Origin of the sequence: Flavobacterium sp. (genome assembly GCF_035456085.1) — a bacterium.
GTDB lineage: Bacteria > Bacteroidota > Bacteroidia > Flavobacteriales > Flavobacteriaceae > Flavobacterium.
On the sequence record NZ_DATIDY010000055.1, the window covers coordinates 1 to 20,485 of the forward strand.

The window sequence follows — 20,485 nt, forward strand, 5'->3', positions numbered from 1 at the left end:
TTTCAATGGAAAAGTATATGTTGAAAAAGAAGCTCAAAAAACAAATGCTTTTCAAAAAAGCAACAACATTCTTTTGAGCGATAAAGCAACTATCAATGCAAAACCACAATTGGAAATTTTTGCTGATGATGTAAAATGTTCCCACGGTTGTACTGTTGGACAATTGGATGAAACTGCAATGTTCTACATGCAACAACGTGGTATTCCAAAGAAAGAAGCAAAAGCATTATTGATGTACGCTTTCTCAAACGCAGTTATCGAAAACATCAAAATACCTGAATTGAAACAACGAATTACCAAAATCATCGCCAATAAATTAGGTGTAAAATTAGGATTTGATTTATAGAAAATAATTTATCCAAATAAATAACCCTTTCAGAATTTAAACTCTGAAAGGGTTTTATTTTTAATGTCTCGTCCTGAAATAACGATACACAAAATTGGCTAATTACTTTGTAATACTCCCCACAACCCCTTTCAACATCTTATTAAAATCAAATTTAGCATCCCCAGTCAAACCCATTCTGACAATAACCAAGTCCTTTGATGGAATGATGAATACTTTTTGTCCTTGAAAACCATTACAAGAATACATGTCTCTGGGAGCGTCTGGATAATGACCTCCTGCATTCAACCAAAAATGGGCTCCGTAATCTCCATTTGAACCAACAGTTGGTGTGCTTACATATTTTTCCCAACTTGCATCAAATATTTGTTCTCCGTTCCAATTGCCTTTATGTAAATACAATAATCCCAATTTTGACCAGTCTCTTGTCGTTGCCCAGCCATAGGAAGAACCTACATAATTACCAGCCATATCCGTTTCGATTAGCATCGAATGCATTCCGATTTTATCAATTAATGCAGAATACCAAAAGTCCAAATATTCTTGATGCGTTTTGAATTGTTTTCTTAAAATTCCCGACAATAAATTAGTTGTTCCAGAAGAATAATACCAATGTGTGTTGGGTTTAAAAACGGCAGGCTTTTCTAATTGTGAATGCGACATATCTTTAGACTGAAAAAGCATAATTGTTGCATCGCAAATTCGGTCATACGCCTCGTCCCATTCCAGACCTGAATTCATGTGAAGCAAATCATTTGTAGTGATGTTTTTTCGATTATCGTTTTGCCATTCTGGAATTGGAGCTGGTTTATAAATATCGAATTTCTTTTGTGATTGGAGTATTCCAAAAAGAGTTCCAGTAATACTTTTGGTCATTGACCAACCCAAAAGCATACTGTTTTTAGAAAAGCCAACAGCATATTTTTCTGCAATAATTTTGTCCTTATAGATTACCAAGACTGATCGTGTTCTTTTATTATCTTCGTCTTTTGCGTCGAATGCGTTTGTTACTGCCTGATTTAATTTGGCATAATCAACATTGCCAAAAAGAGTGTCTCTTGGTTCTAACTCCCCATAAGGAAATGGTAAGTTATTTTTTAACTGTATTCTTTTAGGAACTTCATAACCTTTAATTGTGTCAAAACTATCATCTATCAAAGTAGCTCCCAATCCTTGACGGTAAATAGCTTTCCACTTTTTTAAACCAAAAACGGTTGCTTCGGCATATTTTCCCGATTCATTAATTTGGTTAGAAGCCCAGCCTATAACATCAAAATCATTATCTGTTTTTTCTATAAATTCCAATGAGCGATTATCTATAAAATGAGCTGAAGCTACATTTTTGGCAGAAAATCCAGAGATCAATTCTAATTTTGGATAAGTGGTAAAGGCAAAATATCCCAAAAATAGGATAAAAAGGAAAATTGCTATTTTATAATATCTTTTCATGGCGAGAATATAAACTTTCTAATTTAGTAAAAAAAAGAATACAAAACTTACGGTTTGAAATTACTAATGTTAATCTGTTACTTTTTGAACTTAATTCAAATTCCTAACAGGCTTAAGATTAGTGACAAGAATTCAGCGTATTAATTTGATTCTTAATTCACATTCTTTGCCTATTAATTCTGCTTCTAAAAATTATAGTATTTAATCACACACCGGTTATGATCACTGCTGATTTTTTCAATTAATAATCATTGTAGCATAAAAAAGTAAATCAATTGTGTTACTTTTGTATTTAGAAAAAATCTAAATAAAGCGATGTTAGATATTCAAAAAATAAGAGCCGATTTTCCTATTCTTTCAGAGAAAGTGAATGGGAAACCATTAGTATATTTCGATAACGGTGCGACTTCACAAAAGCCGCAAGTTGTTATTGATGCTATTTCAAAATATTATAAAGAAATCAATGCCAATATTCATAGGGGTGTTCACACTTTGAGTCAATTGGCTACAGATGCGTATGAGGTTTCTCGTGCGAAAGTGCAAAATCATATTAATGCGAAACATCTTCACGAAGTGCTTTTTACTTCGGGAACCACTTTTGGAATTAATTTAGTAGCCAATGGATTTGCCTCGATTTTGAAACCAGGAGACGAAGTTTTGGTTTCATCATTGGAACACCACAGTAATATTGTGCCTTGGCAACTGTTATGTGAAAAAACAGGAGCCACTCTCAAAGTCATTCCGATGAATGAAAAAGGAGAATTAATAATGAGCGAATATGATAAATTATTGTCTGCAAATACAAAGATTGTAACCGTAAATCATATTTCAAATGCGTTGGGAACTATCAATCCTATCAAGTATATGATTGACAAAGCACACGAATTTGGAGCTGCTATTTTAATTGATGGAGCACAAGCGGTTCCGCATTTAAAACCGGATGTTCAGGCTTTGGATTGTGATTTCTATGCTTTTTCTGGACATAAAATGTGCGGGCCGACTGGAACTGGAATTTTATATGGTAAAGAAGCTTGGCTAAATAAACTTCCACCTTACCAAGGTGGTGGCGAAATGATAAAGGAAGTGACTTTTGAAAAAACTACTTATGCTGATTTGCCGCATAAATTTGAAGCCGGAACTCCTAATATTGCTGGCGGAATTGTTCTAGGAACTGCTATTGATTATATGAACGAAATTGGATTTGAAAATATTCAAAAGCAAGAATTGGAACTATTAGACTACGCCACAAAACGATTATCAGAAATTGGTGGACTAAGAATTTATGGAACTGCCGCAGAAAAAACTTCGGTAATATCTTTTAATATTGATGGAATTCATCCGTATGACATTGGATCCATCGTTGACAAACTAGGAATCGCAGTAAGAACGGGGCATCATTGTGCACAACCTATTATGAATTCATTTTGTATTCCAGGAACGATAAGAGCATCTTTTTCTTTTTACAATACTAAAGAAGAAATTGACGTTTTAGTAGAAGCTGTTAAAAAGGCAAAAACAATGTTGTCATAAAACAATCTTATCGTAAAAATGAAATTTCTATCCATCTTGTTTTTAACTTTACTCCTTGCTAAAAATTGTCAAAGTCAAAATAATCTGGATTTGGCAACGGCAAAAATGGAGTACACAGCCAATTCAAGGGGGGTGTATAATAAGACTGTAGTTGAAAATAAAACGATAGCTTATTCAAACACAAGAGATGGAAAACCTTCTTCAAATTCATTAACAGAAGAACAATGGAATGCATTAATCACAGAATTTCAAAAAGTGGATTTAGAGGAAATTCCAAATTTGAAAGCACCTACTCAAAAACGATTTCATGATGGTGCGGCAATGGCCAATTTAAAAATAACATACAAAGGAAAAACTTATGAAAGTCAAACTTTCGATCATGGGTTTCCTCCTGAAAAAATAAAAAATATAGTAAACACATTACTATCATTTTCAAAAAAAGAAAAATGACAATAAAAGAAATACAAGACGACATTATAGACGAGTTCTCCATGTTTGATGATTGGATGCAACGCTACGAATACATTATTGAGTTAGGAAAAAATCTTCCTTTGATTAAAGAAGAACTCAAAACCGATGAAAATCTAATCAAAGGCTGCCAATCGAAAGTATGGTTACAAGGTGAACAAAAAGACGATAAAATAGTGTTCACAGCAGACAGTGATGCTATTTTGACCAAAGGAATTATTGCAATATTGATTCGCGCTTTTTCTAACCAAAAAGCAGAAGATATATTAAACGCAGAAACCGATTTTATTGATGAAATTGGTTTGAAAGAACATCTTTCGCCAACAAGAGCCAATGGTTTGGTATCAATGATAAAAAATATTAAAATGTATGCATTGGCATTTGATGCTAAGAAAAATTAAAATTTACCATTAAGAGATTAAGAAAATTAAGTTTAAAGAACCTTAGCAATTAATGGTTCAATAAAATAAAATTATGGAACAAGAAATAGACACCACAGAATTAGGAGAATCAATTGTAAAAAAATTAAAAACCATTTACGATCCGGAGATTCCTGTAGATATTTACGAATTGGGATTGATTTATGATGTAATGGTCAATACTGATCTCGAAGTAAAAATCCTTATGACTTTAACATCTCCAAACTGTCCAGTAGCTGAGAGTTTGCCAAGAGAGGTGGAAGAGAAAATCAAATCCATTGAGAACGTTAGAGATGCTGAAGTTGAAATCACTTTTGATCCGCCTTGGAGCAAAGATTTAATGAGCGAAGAAGCAAAATTAGAATTAGGAATGCTTTAAAAAATTTGTTTCAGGTTTAAAGTTTCAGGCTTCGGAAACTTGAAACTTTAAACTTTAAACCAAATGCACATGGAAGAAATAATCAACAAAGTAGCCAATAGTGTCCTAGAAGTTTTTGATTTGGAAGACTATTATCCAAAAGGAACTCGTACACAAATCGATATTTCCCAATGGCTTTATGATGGTTTTTTGTTAAAAGAAAAAGATTTTAGAGAACAACTAAATAATCAGGATTGGTCAAAATACCAAGACCAATATGTTGCCGTAACTTGTAGTACAGAGGCTATTATCCCGAAATGGGCAATGGTTTTGGTGACTATGCATTTGGCTACTTTTGCCAAAAAAATTGTATACGGTTCGTTGGAAGATTTAGATTCGTCATTGTATGAAGAACTGCTTCCTTCAATTGATTATACAGCCTATCAGGACAAACCTGTTATTATAAAAGGCTGTTCTAAAAAACCAGTGCCACTCCAAGCCTATATTTTGTCAGCTCAATATTTACAGCCTTATGCCAGAAGTATCATGTATGGCGAAGCCTGTTCAGCAGTACCTTTGTACAAAGCTCCAAAAAAATAATTTTAGACTTAAATTAAAATAAACAAAGACCTTTTCGCAATTGCCAAAAGGTCTTTGTATTTAAACTTATTTCGCAAGCTCATTACTAAACTAAATTCTGCTTACTTTTATTCTTCACTATCTTCTTTCTCCACCGCATCTTTATAATCAGGATATAAAAACTTGTTGTATGGAAAACGGGTAATATGAATTTTTCGAACTGCTTCGTAAACACATTCTCTGAACTCTTCGAAATTTTCTTTTTGAGAGGCCGAAATGAACAAAGCATTCTGCCCCCCCAAACGGTGCATCCATGTTTGTTGCCATTCTTCCAAAGTAAAATGTCTTGGCGTTTTCTCGGTCATCAAATCATCTTCTTCTATCGTTAAATGTTTGTAGGCGTCGATTTTATTGAAAACCATAATAACCGGTTTATCACTCGCCTTAATATCCAATAAAATCTGATTTACAGACTCAATGTGATCTTCAAATTCAGGATGCGAAATATCAACAACATGCAATAACAAATCGGCTTCGCGAACTTCATCGAGCGTACTTTTAAACGAATCTACCAATTGAGTTGGCAATTTTCGAATAAAACCAACTGTATCCGAAAGCAAAAATGGTAAGTTCTTAATAACTACTTTTCTAACGGTTGTGTCTAAAGTCGCAAACAATTTATTCTCTACAAAAACATCACTTTTACCAATGGCATTCATCAAAGTTGATTTTCCAACATTGGTATAACCAACCAAAGCAACACGAACCATCGCACCACGATTACTACGTTGAACCCCCATTTGCTTGTCGATAGTTTTAATTTTTTCTTTAAGCAAAGAGATTCTGTCACGAACAATACGTCTATCCGTTTCGATCTCTGTTTCTCCAGGACCACGCATACCGATACCCCCTTTTTGACGTTCCAAGTGTGTCCACAGTCCCGAAAGTCTCGGTAATAAATATTGGCATTGTGCCAATTCTACTTGTGTTCTGGCATAAGAGGTTTCAGCTCTTTGTGCAAAAATATCGAGGATAAGATTCGTACGATCTAAAATTTTACAATCAATAATTCTGGAAATATTTTTTTGTTGTGAAGGTGATAATTCGTCATCAAAAATCAACGTTGAAATATCATTTTCTTTTACAAAGAGACAAATTTCTTCCAGTTTTCCTGTCCCCACAAAAGTTTTAGGATTGGGGCGATCCATTTTTTGCGAAAAGCGTTTAATCACTTCCCCTCCAGCCGTAAATGTCAAAAACTCAAGTTCATCGAGATATTCATTCAGTTTTTCTTCGTTTTGGTTTTGAGTTACAATCCCAACGATAGCCGTTCTTTCAAAATTTATTATTTCTTTTTCTAACATATCTCTAAATAAGACTGCAAATTTAATGATTTTAATATTAGCGATTAGTACTTAGCAATTAGTAATTAGTCCTTAGTTTTAAATAGAAACATTTGGGCGTGACCCCGTTGAGAAAAGGGGCTTACTGTAGCATGCGCTTATACAGCCCCTTTCCTCAACGCGGTCGGGCTATCCAGGCTACGTTGGTAGCTTCTTCCTATCCCTCACGCAGCTCATAGTAAATTTAAGATTATGGTTCCTGAATTGACAAACTTAGCCTTCTGGTTTATAAAACCATTAGAAACATACGGTTTTACTAAAAATAATTAGGGTTTGTTGAAAAAGCATTACGATTCAAGCTATTGTCTAAAAAACAAGTGCAAAGTTTATCAATAATAATATTTAAAAACCTTACACTTAATTTTAAATTATTCAATAACAAATTTCACAATCTTGTCATTCCGTAGGAATCTAGCAACGAGTTCTACAAAGATTGGCACTTTTGATTGCTAGGATTCCTACGGAATGACAAACTGCTGGTTTTATACAGTACTTAGGAATTTTTTCAGCATACCCTAAAAATGCCTAGTTTTTCTGCTCCAAAAAAAAATACCCTTCTTTGCAGAAGAGTATCTTTTATATTGAAATTTTGTTTGTTCTATTTTTTAGAAAGTTTGGATAACAATCTTAGGAATTCGATATACAGCCAAACTAAAGTGATCATCAATCCCATGGCACCGTACCATTCCATGAATTTTGGCATTCTTTGTTCTACTCCTTTTTCGATTCTGTCGAAATCTAGGAACAAATTTAATGCAGCGATTATGATTACAAATACGCTGATTCCGATACTCATCATTGAGTTTCCGTAATGAACTGGTGTAAAACTTGTGAAAAGTGAGAACAACCAAGAAATTAAATAATAGGTTGCAATTGCCAAAGTTGCAGCAATAACTATTGATTTGAATTGCTCCGTTACTTTTACGATTTTATATTTATACAATCCAAGGCAAACTCCAAATGTTACGAAAGTTGCACCTACAGCTTGTGTTACAATTCCTGGATATTGTGTTTCAAAAATTGCAGAAACTCCACCGATAAACAATCCTTCGAAAAGTGCATATCCAGGAGCTAAATACGCGGAATATTGTGGTTTGAATGCAGCAATTACAACCAAAATTAATCCAACGATTGCACCACCAAATGCTGGTACGATTGGGTTCATTCCGTTGAAAGTGGCCCACCAGATTACGGTTGCTGAAGCGATCAATAATAAGAAAAGAATTAAACTTCTGTTGATCGTTCCTGACAAAGTCATGTCTTGATCATTTTCAATAACAACAGCATTAAAGGTATTTTCACTTCTGGAAGTTGCCTTAGAAAACGTTTTGTTATTCAAAAAAGGGTTGTTAGAATTCATAATTTTAAAGTTTAAATTTCATCAAATATAGAGTATATTTTCAAAAGACAATTTAAAAAATTTATTAATTTTTTTCTGCTATTTACTCGACAACCAAGCTCTAGGATTGACATAAGTTGTGTTTTGAGTGATAGCAAATTTTAAGATTGTTTTCCCGTCTCCAGTGGTTTTAATTTTGCCTAGTGTTTGTTTCATACTCACTTTATCTCCCTTACCAACGCTGACAGAAGTCAAATTTTGATAAATGGTAAAAAAGTCTCCGTGTTGCAACATAACAACTTTATTAACTGGCGAAATAATAATCACGCTACTCACAATGCCTGCAAAAACTGCTCTTGCGCTACCGCCAGAATCTGTTGAGAATTCTAGTCCGCTATTATGAATGGCCAACGTTTTGTATACAGGATGGAACTGATCACCAAAGCCTAACGAAATAAATCCTCGTTCTACAGGCCAAGGCAATTTTCCTTTATTGGCTTTAAAATTATCTGAGTCAACTTTTCCGTCTGGCGATAGATCGATTTTAGTTGTCGAAACAGGTTCAATTTTTACAACCGTTTCTTTAGTTGATTCTACTGTAGGTTCTACTTTTGCAATTGCTTTTTCGACTTCTTTTGGAATCGGAATTGGTTTTGGTGCAGGTTTAGAGTTGGCTTTTGCTTTGGCTGCTGCCAATGCATTTGCTTTTTCAATTTCTTTTTTCTTTTCTAGTGCTTTGGCTCTTTCTAAGGCAATAGCTTCGGCTTTTGCTTTTTCAAGTGCTGCTTTTTCTCTGGCTGCTTTTTCCCTTGCCGCTTTTTCTTTGGCAGCCTTTGCTATTGCCGCTTTTCTATTGGCTTCGGCGATTGCAGCACGAATTAATTTGTCAATTTTTCTATCTATTGCTTTGGATTCTAATTGCCTTTTCTTGATTTCTGCAATAATTTTGGTTTTATCTTTCTTTAAGGAAGCAACCAACTTTTCCTGCTCTTGTTTTTCTTTTTCCAAAGACAATCTTTCCTTGTCATTTTCTGCAATTAGATGTTCTTTGGCACTTTTTTGAACATCTAATTTGGCGTTATAAGTATAAAGAGTATACGTTTTTGCCTTAATTTCTTCTCCTTGTATTTTCCTATAATTGGTATATTGTTTCATATACTGTGCTCTTTTATAGGCTTGCAAAAAACTATTTGAGGATAATAAAAACATAGCTCTGCTCTCTTCAGAACGACTTTTATAGGATTGTACAATCATCTTAGCATAATCTGCTTTGAGTGATTCGAGCTCTTTTTCTAATTTATTTATTTGAGCTTGATTCTCAGAAATCGAATTTCCTAAAAGTGCTTTCTGTTTTTCGGTAGTAGCAATTAATTCTTCTTTAAGTTTGATTTTGTTTTTCTGTAAAACAATGGCTTTAGTAGCTGTTTTTTCTTTCTTCTTTACCGTTTGAAGTTTTGTTTCGTTTTCTAGAATTTCTTGTTGAATTTTAACTTTACGTTCTTCTAATTTTTTTTGTTGGTTATCTTGGCTCCAAAGTAAAGCCGTGGTTATTAGAAAGATAAAGCACAGAATTTTTTTAAACATCGCAAATTATATATAATGCAAACTTAAGCAATGATTTTATAAAAAAACAGCACTATTTTGTTTTTACAATAAAATAGTGCTGAGAATATTTTTTAACGGATGCTTACATATTATACAGCCAACTTGCAGGATTGTTATAGGTTGTGTTTTGCGAAATTGTAAATTTTAAAACTGTTTTCCCTTCGCCATTTGTTCTTATTTTTCCGAGACTTTGTTTGGTCTTTACTTTCTCACCTTTAGTCACATACACGTTACTTAAATTTTGATATACCGTAAAACAATCTCCATGTTGCAACATTACTGCTTTGTTTACTGGAGACAAAACCATGACACTGGTTACTTCACCTTCAAAAACTGCTCTAGCATTTGCTCCTTGTTCTGTTGTGATTTCTACTCCACTGTTGTTGATAACAAGGCTTGGATAAACTGGATGTGGCTGTTGTCCATATCCTAATGAAACAAAACCTTTTTCAACAGGCCAAGGTAATTTCCCTTTATTGGCTCTAAAATTATCGGCTAATATTTTGGCTTCAGCAGTTAAAACTATTCTGGCTGATGTATAGGCTGATGCAGGAGCATTTGGGTTTTCACTGGCTGCTTTTCTGTTAGCTTCGGCAATTGCTTCACGAATTAAACGATCAATCTGACGGTCAATTGCTCTTGATTCGGTTTGTTTCTTTTTGATATCTGCTGTGATTTTTTTCTTGTCTTTTTTAATGGAATTTACCAATCGCAATTGTTCTTTTTTCTCTTTTTCTAAAGATAATTTCTCTTTGGTATTTTCGGCTAATAGTTTTTTCTTTTCTATTTTTTGGGCATTTAACTTTTCATTAAAACCCAAAAGTTCGTTCGTTTTGGATTTAATTTCTTCACCTTGCATTTTTCTATAGCCTGTATATTGTTTCATATACTGAGCTCGTTTATAGGCTTGTAAAAAATTTTCCGAAGATAAGAGGAACATAGCGCGGCTTTGTTCTGACCTGCTTTTATATGATTTGACAATCATCTTTGCATAATCTTCCTTTAGAACCACTAATTCTCTATTGAGTTTATTTATTTTTAATTGATTAATGTACATATCGTTCCCGAGAATCTTTGCTTGTTTCTCTGTGGTACGAATCAATTTTTCTTTAAGTTTTATTTTATTGTTTTGTAAAATAATTACGCTGACGGCAGATTTTTCCTTTTTCTTAACCGAATTCAATAGCTTTTGATTGTCCAAAATCTCTTGTTGGATTTCGGCTTTACGCTTTTCTAATTTTTCTTGTTGCGACTCTTGCCCCCAAATTACTGAGGTCGTGCATAAAATAAATAGTCCTAAGAGAAATTTTCGCATTTTACAATTATATATGGGTTCAAATTTACTTAATTAAAATTCTTTTATAGTCATTTGGCACGCTATATGGAAAATTAAGCTCTTCGTTAAGGTTAATGCTATTATAACTTAAATAAATTTCGGTTTTACCTTTTTCTTGCTCCGCATTTATGTTTATATCCGTAGGAAATTGAGATTCATCATATTTTTTATAATCCGAATATAAAACTTCGACTTTTCTGTTTTCTGCTGGTTGAGAAATCTCCTGTTTACTTAGTAAGAAAGAACTTTTGTCAAAAAAGAAATATTTTTTGATGTTAGTCTTCGAAATATCTTCCAATCGATACGACTGATCCACTAATGAATCTTGATATTTCCCTTTCGTTAAATCATCCATTGCCTGACCTATCAATATATTTTGAATTTTTCTGAAATCCAAATCAGTGCCCAGCCATTTACTTAACGAACTAAAATCCCCTTCAAAATACGTACCGCCCAACTTTTCATAATAACTTACCGAAGATGGAGTGATTAAAGCTTTTGCCATCGTGATTCCCAGGAAACGAATGCTTACTAAAATCTTTTCATCTTTTTTGATTTTAATTTCGGCAGTTAAATTTTGGTTTTGTTTTTCATCATGATATTTCACATTCGATTTTATATTCAATGTTTTAAAATCGCTTTTATTGTCATAGAAATTTTTTACAATTCGATCAGCATTCATGCGATTCGAATCTTCTTTTTTGGTTTCTTCTACTACTTTTCCCTTCACTTTACATGATACCAAAAGTACCGAACTGCTCATGCAAATCATACACACAAAAAATAGTCTTACTAGAAATCTATTCATTATTTTTTTCCTTTTAATAATTGATTGGCTTTGTTAAAATATAATTCTTTCTTGGCAGTATCTCCCAAACCGCTATAAGCTTCGCCAAGTTGTATATTGAAATTGATTTCTAAATCTTTATTCTCAACTACATAATCAAGTCCCATTTCAAGAACTTCTTTGGCTTTTTTAAATAATTGCAACTGATTATTGGCTAATCCTGCGTAATAATAAAACTGCGGTTCTGCTGGAAAATTATCAATCATTGTCAGTGATTTTTTGAGAACAGGCTCGAACTGTTTAAGTTCGGTGTTAGCCTGAAGCCAAAGCAAGCTTCTTTCAAGATCAACCTCTGGACGATTTTTCTCTGACATTTCATAATACTTAATTGCCTTATCCCATTGCTTTTTGCTGTGGTACAATTTACCTATTTCCTTTGGAACATCGACAGTTTTATCATTTTTAAAATAGCCAATGGCATTATCCAAATCAGCTATAAATTGAGGATTTGCATTGGTAAAAAGCAAAAATTCATTAAGGATTCGATGTTTAATTTTGGAATCAATTTTTGGGCTTGCCAAAACTAAATTCATTGACTTTGCAGCATTTACACCATCATTTTTTTCAAGATAATTTTTAAACAAACTTACTTGAGCCCAAACTGATTCTGGTATTTCTTTTTCTAATTTTTTGGTAACTTCCTGAGCTTTTTCCTCTTCATTGTTGTTATTATATAAAAAAATCAAAGCAATATAATTGGATTCATCCTTAGGATTTTTATCAATAAGCGCTTTTAAATTATCAACTTCAGAATTTTGGAATTTTCCTTCAGACAAAATTTCCATTTTATACATTTCGCGTCTTTCCGTTTTTCCAACTTTCTCGTTCAGTTCATTTATTGCCGTCAAAGCTTTTTCATGTTGTTTGGTTAACATATAAAGAGAAACCAAATCTTCTTTATAATCCGCATCAAAAGGAATAAGTTTGTTGATGATTACTATGGCTTGATTGAAATCTTTGGTTTCGTAACACACGTCATACAATCCTACCCAAAACCATTTATTTGTCGGATCGATCTGAGTGGCACGTTCAAAAGAAGAATACGCATTTTTATAATCTTTAGAAGCTAAATAATTCTTCCCCATTTCAAAATAAATCGTAGCATTATTAGGCTTCAATTTTAAACATTGATCCAATGCCACTAACGATTTATCGTAATTCTCAATGCTTTTTTGAAAAATAGATTCATAGAAATAATCTTGAAATTTATCTCCTTCGACTTTAATTTCCTCAGGTTCAGTTTGCGCCAATATCGTAACTGAATTGCTAAGCAAAACTGAAAAAGCGAATATGAAAGTCCATTTTTTTGTCATTAGAAATAAATTGTTTTGAGAGCAAAACGATTAGTGAGAATCTCCTTTGCAAAATAAATTAAAAAAACAACAAAGCAGCATAATAAATACTTAAAAATGCTGCTTTTGTCTTTTTTTAATATCTTTTAAAATTATTCCAAAACAGAATAATCTCCAATACTTATACTTGTAAATTTCCCATCAAAACTTGCATGATTTCCGATCATTGCATTATCCAAAACGGCATTTTTGATATTTGAATGTGTTTGAATCAAACTGTTTTTTATGGTACTGTTTTCAACTTTGCAACCATTTCCTAATGAAACATTTGGACCGACAGTAGCGTTGATTAAAACTACATTTTCGCCAATATAACAAGGAGGAATTATAGTTGAATTTTCTAATTTCACATTTGAATCAACCAAATTAACTCCGTCGTTTTGAAGGAAACCAAGCATTCTTGAATTGGTTTCTACCGTAACATCCTTGTTTCCGCAATCCATCCATTCATCTACTTTTCCAGGAACAAATTTCATTCCTTTGGCCATCATTTGTTTGATTCCGTCATTGATTTGGTATTCACCGCCGTGAATAATGTTGTTATCTAACACCGATTGCAATTCGTTTTTCAACACCGCTACATCTTTGAAATAATAGATTCCAATTACAGCTAAGTCAGAAACAAACTCTTTAGGTTTTTCTACTAATTCTACAATTTCGTTATTGGCATTCAAATTGATAACACCAAAAGCTTCCGGCTGGTCCACTTGTTTTACCCAAATAACGCTATCAGCTGTGGTGTCTAAATCGAAATCGGCACGGATCAAAGTATCTGCATAAGCAATTACCGCTGGTCCACTCAAAGAATCTTTGGCACACATAATTGCATGACCTGTTCCTAGTGCTTCATTTTGGTAATAAATGGTGCCTTTTGCTCCTAGTTTTTGAGCGATAGCTATTAAATCATCTTCGACTTGTTTACCAAAACTTTCATGAATTACAAAAGCAACTTCGTCAATTTTTTGATTCAAAACTGCTGCAATGTCTTCGACTAATCGATGAACAATTGGTTTTCCTGCTACCGGAATTAATGGTTTTGGAATGGTTAAGGTGTGTGGACGAAGACGTGATCCACGTCCTGCCATTGGGACTATTATTTTCATTATTAATATATTAAGATTTTAGTATTAAGTATTAAAAACATACAGAATACTTATAGATGTTATTTTCAATTTTTAAAACTGAGAACTGTGACTAAACTTATTTTACTCCTGTACTTCCAAATCCTCCTGCTCCTCTTGACGTTTCAGATAATTCTTTAACTTCAATCCATTCAGCGCGTTCGTGTTTGGCGATGATCAATTGTGCGATGCGTTCTCCATTTTCAATTACAAATGCATCATTCGATAAATTTACCAAAATTACTCCTATTTCTCCTCTGTAATCAGCATCGACAGTTCCAGGTGCATTGAGAACGGTTATTCCGTTTTTAGCAGCCAATCCGCTTCTCGGCCTTACTTGAGCTTCGTAACCTATTGGTAATTCTATAAAAAGACCAGTTTTTACGATAGTTCTTTCTAATGGTTGCAGAGTTATTGATTCAGTCAAATTGGCTCTCAAATCCATTCCTGCCGAAGCAATTGTTTCGTAATTAGGTAAAGCGTGTTGTGATTTGTTGATGATGTTAATTGTCATGTTTTTTTTGAATGTAAATATATAGATCTTTAAATATTCTGCCCTCTTCAACAATAAAAATTCCCAGTAATAAAAAGAGAATATTTTAAATCAGAAGTAAATTATAATTGTTCAATTGTCTAGCTCATTACTCAGGTAGAACATCTTGCACTTTATTATTTAGCTTCGCAAAAAGTTTTGAATTGATTACAAAATTGAATAGTATGTCAAATAAAGGCGAAATCACTTTATCGATTAATACAGCCACAATAAAAATAATTATTGCGAAAACAAACAAAATAGAAATAAAAACCACTGAATTGGTTGTACTGTTTTGTAACTGATCGATACAACTGGACAGATAAGGAATTATATAATTGTTTTCGTGTAGTAAATAAACTGCCAAAGAAGAACTCGATAACCAATTAATTACTCGGGAATTAAACTTGAGTTTTGTAAAAATCAGAAAGAATAATATGGAATTAATCATTATACCTGCACTATTGTAAGGATAAAAGAACTGAATAATGATATGGGCAATTTTAGGAATATATAAGGTTGAAAAGAAAATCGCAACGAAAAGTAAAACATTGCAAATCAAATACAAATAAAAAAGCTTCTTTACGTTCCAAGAAGGTAATTTTACTTCAGTCCTCAGAAAGTTTCCTAAATAATAAATCAATACAAAATTTAAGGGGTTTTTCCCGTCGCTCAAAGAAGGAACAAAGTGACCAACGACAAAAGAAATTACAAGTAAAATTATTATAAAGAATAATTTTGTTTTCGCTGATTCGGTTTTTAATGGAATGTTTATCAACGGGCTAAGCAAGTACAAACATAAATAAACTGGAATAAACCACCATTGATAAGGTATTATAGATTTGATAAAATTTTTCAAACTAAATAAATCTGGGTTTATTATAGCACTAATGGTGTAAATTGCAATTGAATAAAATGAGCAATAAAGAAAAAGCCTCAAAAATCCTTTTATAGAAAACTTAATTCCCCAATATCCAGAAATCAACACAAAACAGATTACTCCAATATGCACTACAGGAATAAGAGAATTCACTATTGTCTGAGTTTTTTCTGGTGAATTTAATTCACTTAAACGAGCCATAAAATGATAAAAAACGATCATTACCATTGATATAACTCTTAGTAATTCAATATTTGAGTCTCTTTGTGATTTTACCATTTTTTCCAAATTTAAATTTGTAATTCCTTGCGTTAATTTTTAGCAGGACGTTTCATGATTCGTAAAAGTGTTTCTTTTTCATTATAATAAATAAACCACATAAATATAGCTAAAAGCAAAATTCCTACATAATAATTTTGATTAAAACCGTAGAAGGAAATGCACGAAAAACCAACTGATAAACCAAGATAACCTGTTATTTTTTTCTTGTCATAAGGAATTGGATAATATTTATTACCGAGGTAATAAGATATAAACATCATGCTTCCATATGCCGAAAGTGTTGCAATAGCAGAACCATAATAACTGTATTTTGGAATCAATAAATAGTTTAAAACTAAAGTAACTATAGCACCAACAATCGAAATATACGCTCCAACATGTGTCTTATCAATAAGTTTGTACCAAACAGAAAGATTGGTGTAAATCCCCAGAAAAAAATTAGCCAAAATGATTAATGGAACTACTTTCATCGCTTCCCAATAGGAAGAATTTGGAATCATAACTTGTTTTAAAAGATCTGCAAATACAATTACAAATAATAAAATTAAAGAACCAAAAATCACAAAATATTTGGTTACTGTCGCATAAGTCTGTTGTGCATTTTCATTGGAAGCATGGCTAAAAAAGAAGGGCTCAATTCCTAATGTATAAGCCGTTCTATACAATACCATGAATAGTCCGAGTTTATAACAGGCTGAATAAACCCCAACTTGTACATCGGCGATATTGGCAGGTAATAATTTGCCCAAAAGAATTTTGTCAAATTGCTCGTTAATCGCAAAAGCAATTCCTGCAATCATTATTGGCAATCCATAACGCATCATTCGTTTCCAAAGTTCGAAATCGAATTTCCATTTTATCGTGAAATAGTCTGGAAAAAGCACTACAAATGTTAGAAAACTAGCAATAATGTTGGCAAGAAAAATATATCCGATTTGAAAGTTTTCAATATAAATAGAACCCAGAAAACTATCCGGATCAGATGCTGATATACTTGGCAAAAACATCAGGAAAAATAAGTTCAAACAAAGATTTACAACTACGTTTCCAATCTTTATTGCTGCATAAAATATTGGTCTCTGATTGGCTCTTAGCTTCGAAAAAGGCACTATTACCAAAGCATCTAACGCCAAAATCCAAATAGAATAAGTAACATATTGGGTATCGACTCCCGACCAGGTTGCTAAGGAATTTCTAAATAATAAAGCAACAACTATAAAAAGTATTGTAGACCAAAAAATAGAGATGATTGTCGTTTCGACAACACTATCTTTATTTTTTTCTGCATTATAAAACCTAAAGAATGCTGTTTCCATTCCATAAGCGAGGATAACATTAAAAAAAATCATCCAGGCAAATATTATAGATACTTTACCATACTCTCCTTGAGGCAATAATCCTGTATAAAGTGGTACCAGTAAAAAACTGAACATTCTTGGTATTACTGTAGCAAGCCCATATATGGCTGTTTGTTTAAAAAGCTTTTTATATAATCCCAAAATGAAATGTATGTTAAATATTATAAAACAAAAATAACCATTTCTTTGGTTAAAACCTTTGTTTTAGTACTGAATAAAAATAAAACTGATATTGACTTTAGGTTAATCTATCCTCATTAATCATTTTTACAAAATGAAAACCTCTTGGTTCATAACCTTGATTATAATAAAAACGATGGGCAGTAAAATTCCCTGTAAAAGCATCTAATACAATGGCAGTACAATCTTCAGATTTTGCTTTTGCATCAAAATAATCGGTCATTAACTTTGCAATTCCTTTAGAGCGATGCTCTGGGTGCACTATAAAATTATCAATTTCAATATATTTTCCTGTCCATAGCTTTATAGCTGTCCAAAATCCCGAGATTCCCACACAAATATCTTCATTAAAAACTGCAATTTGTTTGTAATTATGCGGCACCATTGCCTGCAAATACAGCTCATATTTTTCTAAAGTCAGTTTTGGATACAAATTTTGCATGACTTTTATTTGAGCCAACATTTCCGGAATACTTGTGAGTTCAACGATTTTCAATGCTAATGGATTTTAAAATAACTGGGCAAAAATAATTAAAAGCAATGATACTGAAAACAGATATCACGAAGAACGAATATTGTTTTTAACTTAAGTTGAATAAATATACATTTTGCAACTACCGTTAATATATCATTTATATATTACTACAATTAATTTAGGATATTTTGAGATTAAAATATGGCTTTGTTTTCAGTGACATACTTTTAAAAATGGTTTTGCTTATTTACTCATCATTCAAAAAAAGTCGTCTTGCAAAAAGTTAAAAAACGCTAAAATAGGCATAAATTTTTTTCTAAAATTTCATAATACAACTAACAATCAATACTTAATAAACTATTTTGCTCCTGCCGAAATAAAATAAAAATAATTGAAATATCACTAAAAGTGGGTATTGCAAAAATCCTTTTTATGTCTGTTCTTTGTCAAAGTGAAATAGATAAAGAGGTTTATAAAGCTATTGGATCCTTTCAAAACAAAGCACAGGTAAAGCTAAGATTAACCTATAAAAAAAACGGAGCAAAAGGGTTTATAAAGCTAATCATTCCCTCAAAAAAAAGCATAGATTAAAGCTAAGTTTAACTATAAAAAAACAGAGCAATAGGGTTTATAAAGCTAAAGTTCCCTCAAAAAAAGCATAGGTGAAGCTAAGTTTAACTAAAAAAAACAGAGCAATAGGGTTTATAAAGCTAATAGTTCCCTCAAAAAAAAGCATAGATGAAGCTAAGTTATCTAAAAAACAGAGCAGGGGTTTATAAAGCTAATAGTTCCCAAAAAAAGCATGGAAGAAGCTAAGAAATTCCATAAAAACATAGCAAAAAGGTTAATAAAGCTAATTGTTTCCTATATAAAAAACAAAGCCCCAAGGATTCCCCCTTAAAAATAAATGAAGGCGTATAAAGCTACTTGTTCCTTTAAAAAAACAAAGCATAAAAAAAAGAGCCATTTTGGCTCTTTTTTCGTTACAAATAACTAGAGTTGAAACAATATTCTACCATGCCAAGTTAGACTTTATTGGAAAATCTAATTTATTAGTTACTTTATTAATTATTTTAGAATATTCTGATGAATTAATTTTGATGTTTTTTTGTGTTTATCTATTCTTTATAACAACCTTCATTTTGATATTCAGAAATATCATTATTCTTCTGAACACAATGTACAATTAGATATGTGCAGTAGTTTTACTGCAGATTCATTAGCATCTCCCTTGACCCTTTTATTAGGCTTGTACAATAATTACAATACGATAAAATCAAAAATTAACTTTAGGATCATCTTCTGTTTTTTTATCTTCAGGTGCACAATGATTTTTTATTATATCGTTAGTTACCTCTATATATTCTCCAATACTCGCTGAGTTTTCATCAATTCCTAGTCTTTTTTCATAGTTTTTAATTGCATTACTTAACATTTTATGATGTTCTTCAAAATATTCGGGAGAATAATTCCCCATCCTTACATCATATTTTTTATCTAATATCAATGTGCATGAATCAGAAAGAGCATAATGTGAATAGTTGAAATATTCACAAAAGGAAATGTTTTTTTGATCTAAACTATCTAATAATTTATTAAAAACGGCTAAAGTGTCTTTTTGTATGTGAACCTTAGAAAGTATTTCTTCTCTAAAAGCATCATTTACTTTAAATTCTTTTTTACAGCTTACTAATGCAAAAAAAGCAGCAAGTACCAATAATTTATTTTTCATATCTATTCTAATAATTATATTAAACTTAATTTTCCCCTTTTTCTTTTCGTTGAAATCTAAAATCTAAATATAAGTTTTCATCTGGATTGTTTTTGTTTCGCATTCTAATAATTCCCTCTCCATCTGCTAAGTGTAGCAAAGTAACTAGTTTTCTCTATGCTTTGTAATGATCTAATTTTTTTGAAACCTACGGATTGCTAAAAATAAAGTGAAGACAATTAACGTAATGATACTTAATACTGTCCATGTGGAAACCACAATTAGCTTTATATAAATAAAATACAAACAAAACATTAAAAACAATTGTAGTAAAACAAAATGGATCTTTACCATTATAAAAAATATTGCTTTTTTATTTTTCAGTGGGTATCCCAATGAATATGCTGTATATATTAATGAAGTAAAGCACAAAAATGTGGAAAACACAAATACAATAAAGAAAATTAAATAATCAGAAAATTTATGTTCTTGTGTTCTTAACCCTCCTTTTGAGTACGAAATTTTCAAAGTACTCCCAATAATTGGAACTGATGATGAAGTGTGGGCTGAAGACTCTACTCTAATTTTCTTATTATCAACAAAGAATTCAAACACAGGAACATTATAAGTAACCTCATACCGCCTTTTCATTTGAGAATCCGATTCTTGTTTAGTATAACTTCGATAAGAAACTATAGTTGCCTCATAAACATCTCCATCATAATAATTTTTCACTATCGAAAAAATACCGAAAGTCATTCCTAATGTGAAAAGATACAGTATGAAACTACTAATAATTAAAAATAAGAATGCGATTAGTTTAGCCAGGAAATTACTTTCTTCTCTCAGGCTCTTAAATTGCGGAATTGATACAATAAAGCTAAACAATAAAATTCCTGAAAGAAAGTATTTGTC

At 32.0% G+C, this 20,485-nt stretch carries 21 protein-coding genes; 7 read left to right on the forward strand and 14 right to left on the reverse strand.

Features of this window, described 5'->3' with window-relative positions; all coding sequences use genetic code 11:
* Positions 1 to 346 (forward strand): SufD family Fe-S cluster assembly protein (locus tag VLC96_RS04440; RefSeq protein WP_325260869.1); only part of this gene is annotated, 346 nt, incomplete at its 5' end.
* A 102-nt stretch (positions 347 to 448) separates the two neighbouring features.
* Here VLC96_RS04440 and VLC96_RS04445 read toward each other — a convergent pair.
* Positions 449 to 1,795, reverse strand: coding sequence for a serine hydrolase domain-containing protein (locus VLC96_RS04445; protein ID WP_325260871.1), 1,347 nt, complete (start codon positions 1,793 to 1,795; stop codon positions 449 to 451).
* A 315-nt stretch (positions 1,796 to 2,110) separates the two neighbouring features.
* Between VLC96_RS04445 and VLC96_RS04450 the strand changes: the two genes are divergently transcribed.
* From VLC96_RS04450 to VLC96_RS04470, 5 genes are all read left to right on the forward strand, one after another.
* Complete coding sequence (locus tag VLC96_RS04450) at positions 2,111 to 3,325, forward strand: aminotransferase class V-fold PLP-dependent enzyme (protein WP_325260872.1); 1,215 nt, start codon at positions 2,111 to 2,113, stop codon at positions 3,323 to 3,325.
* 18 nt (positions 3,326 to 3,343) lie between these two features.
* Positions 3,344 to 3,775: a hypothetical protein gene (locus tag VLC96_RS04455; protein ID WP_325260873.1), complete on the forward strand. Its 432-nt coding sequence runs from the start codon at positions 3,344 to 3,346 to the stop codon at positions 3,773 to 3,775.
* A complete protein-coding gene (locus tag VLC96_RS04460) occupies positions 3,772 to 4,194 on the forward strand; it encodes a SufE family protein (protein WP_325260875.1) in 423 nt (140 codons plus the stop codon). Before VLC96_RS04455 ends, VLC96_RS04460 begins: the two co-directional genes overlap by 4 nt.
* Before the next feature lie 73 nt (positions 4,195 to 4,267).
* The gene (locus tag VLC96_RS04465; protein WP_325260876.1) at positions 4,268 to 4,591 is read left to right on the forward strand and encodes an SUF system Fe-S cluster assembly protein; all 324 of its coding nucleotides are present in this window, start codon (positions 4,268 to 4,270) and stop codon (positions 4,589 to 4,591) included.
* A gap of 69 nt (positions 4,592 to 4,660) precedes the next feature.
* The gene (locus tag VLC96_RS04470; RefSeq protein WP_325260878.1) at positions 4,661 to 5,170 is read left to right on the forward strand and encodes a DUF2480 family protein; all 510 of its coding nucleotides are present in this window, start codon (positions 4,661 to 4,663) and stop codon (positions 5,168 to 5,170) included.
* 107 nt (positions 5,171 to 5,277) lie between these two features.
* Here VLC96_RS04470 and hflX read toward each other — a convergent pair whose 3' ends face one another.
* The 11 genes from hflX to VLC96_RS04525 all read right to left on the reverse strand — a co-directional run bounded on the left by hflX (position 5,278) and on the right by VLC96_RS04525 (position 17,880).
* Entirely contained in the window at positions 5,278 to 6,513 is a 1,236-nt protein-coding gene (gene hflX, locus VLC96_RS04475; protein ID WP_325260880.1) for a GTPase HflX, read from the reverse strand.
* Positions 6,514 to 7,150: 637 nt separating this feature from the next.
* Positions 7,151 to 7,912, reverse strand: coding sequence for a Bax inhibitor-1/YccA family protein (locus VLC96_RS04480; protein WP_325260882.1), 762 nt, complete (start codon positions 7,910 to 7,912; stop codon positions 7,151 to 7,153).
* 78 nt (positions 7,913 to 7,990) lie between these two features.
* Complete coding sequence (locus VLC96_RS04485) at positions 7,991 to 9,475, reverse strand: murein hydrolase activator EnvC family protein (protein ID WP_325260884.1); 1,485 nt, start codon at positions 9,473 to 9,475, stop codon at positions 7,991 to 7,993.
* Between the two features lie 103 nt (positions 9,476 to 9,578).
* A complete protein-coding gene (locus tag VLC96_RS04490; protein WP_325260886.1) occupies positions 9,579 to 10,811 on the reverse strand; it encodes a murein hydrolase activator EnvC family protein in 1,233 nt (410 codons plus the stop codon).
* A 25-nt stretch (positions 10,812 to 10,836) separates the two neighbouring features.
* On the reverse strand, positions 10,837 to 11,640 hold the full coding sequence (lolB1, locus tag VLC96_RS04495) for a lipoprotein insertase outer membrane protein LolB1 (RefSeq protein WP_325260887.1): 804 nt from the start codon (positions 11,638 to 11,640) through the stop codon (positions 10,837 to 10,839).
* The gene (locus VLC96_RS04500; RefSeq protein ID WP_325260889.1) at positions 11,640 to 12,992 is read right to left on the reverse strand and encodes a tetratricopeptide repeat protein; all 1,353 of its coding nucleotides are present in this window, start codon (positions 12,990 to 12,992) and stop codon (positions 11,640 to 11,642) included. The genes lolB1 and VLC96_RS04500 overlap by 1 nt, the downstream gene beginning before the upstream one ends.
* A gap of 131 nt (positions 12,993 to 13,123) precedes the next feature.
* The gene (locus tag VLC96_RS04505) at positions 13,124 to 14,134 is read right to left on the reverse strand and encodes a sugar phosphate nucleotidyltransferase (RefSeq protein ID WP_325260891.1); all 1,011 of its coding nucleotides are present in this window, start codon (positions 14,132 to 14,134) and stop codon (positions 13,124 to 13,126) included.
* Between the two features lie 97 nt (positions 14,135 to 14,231).
* Positions 14,232 to 14,666 carry a dUTP diphosphatase gene (gene dut / locus VLC96_RS04510; protein WP_325260893.1) on the reverse strand — a complete coding sequence of 145 codons (435 nt, stop codon included), beginning with the start codon at positions 14,664 to 14,666 and terminating at the stop codon, positions 14,232 to 14,234.
* A 127-nt stretch (positions 14,667 to 14,793) separates the two neighbouring features.
* Positions 14,794 to 15,843: an acyltransferase gene (locus VLC96_RS04515; RefSeq protein ID WP_325260895.1), complete on the reverse strand. Its 1,050-nt coding sequence runs from the start codon at positions 15,841 to 15,843 to the stop codon at positions 14,794 to 14,796.
* A 32-nt stretch (positions 15,844 to 15,875) separates the two neighbouring features.
* Positions 15,876 to 17,345, reverse strand: coding sequence for a lipopolysaccharide biosynthesis protein (locus VLC96_RS04520; RefSeq protein WP_325260896.1), 1,470 nt, complete (start codon positions 17,343 to 17,345; stop codon positions 15,876 to 15,878).
* Positions 17,346 to 17,442: 97 nt separating this feature from the next.
* Complete coding sequence (locus tag VLC96_RS04525; protein WP_325260898.1) at positions 17,443 to 17,880, reverse strand: GNAT family N-acetyltransferase; 438 nt, start codon at positions 17,878 to 17,880, stop codon at positions 17,443 to 17,445.
* Between the two features lie 387 nt (positions 17,881 to 18,267).
* On the opposite strand from VLC96_RS04525, the gene VLC96_RS04530 reads away from it, so the two are divergent.
* The gene (locus VLC96_RS04530) at positions 18,268 to 18,450 is read left to right on the forward strand and encodes a hypothetical protein (protein ID WP_325260900.1); all 183 of its coding nucleotides are present in this window, start codon (positions 18,268 to 18,270) and stop codon (positions 18,448 to 18,450) included.
* Between the two features lie 685 nt (positions 18,451 to 19,135).
* On the opposite strand, the gene VLC96_RS04535 is transcribed toward VLC96_RS04530, so the two are convergent.
* Together VLC96_RS04535 and VLC96_RS04540 are read right to left on the reverse strand one after the other, a co-directional pair.
* Entirely contained in the window at positions 19,136 to 19,591 is a 456-nt protein-coding gene (locus tag VLC96_RS04535) for a hypothetical protein (protein ID WP_325260901.1), read from the reverse strand.
* Positions 19,592 to 19,762: 171 nt separating this feature from the next.
* Positions 19,763 to 20,485: hypothetical protein (locus tag VLC96_RS04540; RefSeq protein WP_325260902.1), on the reverse strand; the 723-nt coding region annotated here is incomplete at its 5' end.

Excerpts from the sequence above, each read along its gene's own strand:
- VLC96_RS04460 (WP_325260875.1), top strand. The coding sequence starts at position 3,772 with ATGACAATAAAAGAAATACAAGACGACATTATAGACGAGTTCTCCATG.
- VLC96_RS04505 (WP_325260891.1), bottom strand. The coding sequence starts at position 14,134 with ATGAAAATAATAGTCCCAATGGCAGGACGTGGATCACGTCTTCGTCCA.
- VLC96_RS04480 (WP_325260882.1), bottom strand. The coding sequence starts at position 7,912 with ATGAATTCTAACAACCCTTTTTTGAATAACAAAACGTTTTCTAAGGCA.
- VLC96_RS04535 (WP_325260901.1), bottom strand. The coding sequence starts at position 19,591 with ATGAAAAATAAATTATTGGTACTTGCTGCTTTTTTTGCATTAGTAAGC.
- VLC96_RS04500 (WP_325260889.1), bottom strand. The coding sequence starts at position 12,992 with ATGACAAAAAAATGGACTTTCATATTCGCTTTTTCAGTTTTGCTTAGC.
- VLC96_RS04470 (WP_325260878.1), top strand. The coding sequence starts at position 4,661 with ATGGAAGAAATAATCAACAAAGTAGCCAATAGTGTCCTAGAAGTTTTT.
- VLC96_RS04445 (WP_325260871.1), bottom strand. The coding sequence starts at position 1,795 with ATGAAAAGATATTATAAAATAGCAATTTTCCTTTTTATCCTATTTTTG.
- VLC96_RS04515 (WP_325260895.1), bottom strand. The coding sequence starts at position 15,843 with ATGGTAAAATCACAAAGAGACTCAAATATTGAATTACTAAGAGTTATA.
- hflX (WP_325260880.1), bottom strand. The coding sequence starts at position 6,513 with ATGTTAGAAAAAGAAATAATAAATTTTGAAAGAACGGCTATCGTTGGG.
- VLC96_RS04485 (WP_325260884.1), bottom strand. The coding sequence starts at position 9,475 with ATGTTTAAAAAAATTCTGTGCTTTATCTTTCTAATAACCACGGCTTTA.
- VLC96_RS04465 (WP_325260876.1), top strand. The coding sequence starts at position 4,268 with ATGGAACAAGAAATAGACACCACAGAATTAGGAGAATCAATTGTAAAA.
- dut (WP_325260893.1), bottom strand. The coding sequence starts at position 14,666 with ATGACAATTAACATCATCAACAAATCACAACACGCTTTACCTAATTAC.
- VLC96_RS04490 (WP_325260886.1), bottom strand. The coding sequence starts at position 10,811 with ATGCGAAAATTTCTCTTAGGACTATTTATTTTATGCACGACCTCAGTA.
- lolB1 (WP_325260887.1), bottom strand. The coding sequence starts at position 11,640 with ATGAATAGATTTCTAGTAAGACTATTTTTTGTGTGTATGATTTGCATG.
- VLC96_RS04455 (WP_325260873.1), top strand. The coding sequence starts at position 3,344 with ATGAAATTTCTATCCATCTTGTTTTTAACTTTACTCCTTGCTAAAAAT.
- VLC96_RS04450 (WP_325260872.1), top strand. The coding sequence starts at position 2,111 with ATGTTAGATATTCAAAAAATAAGAGCCGATTTTCCTATTCTTTCAGAG.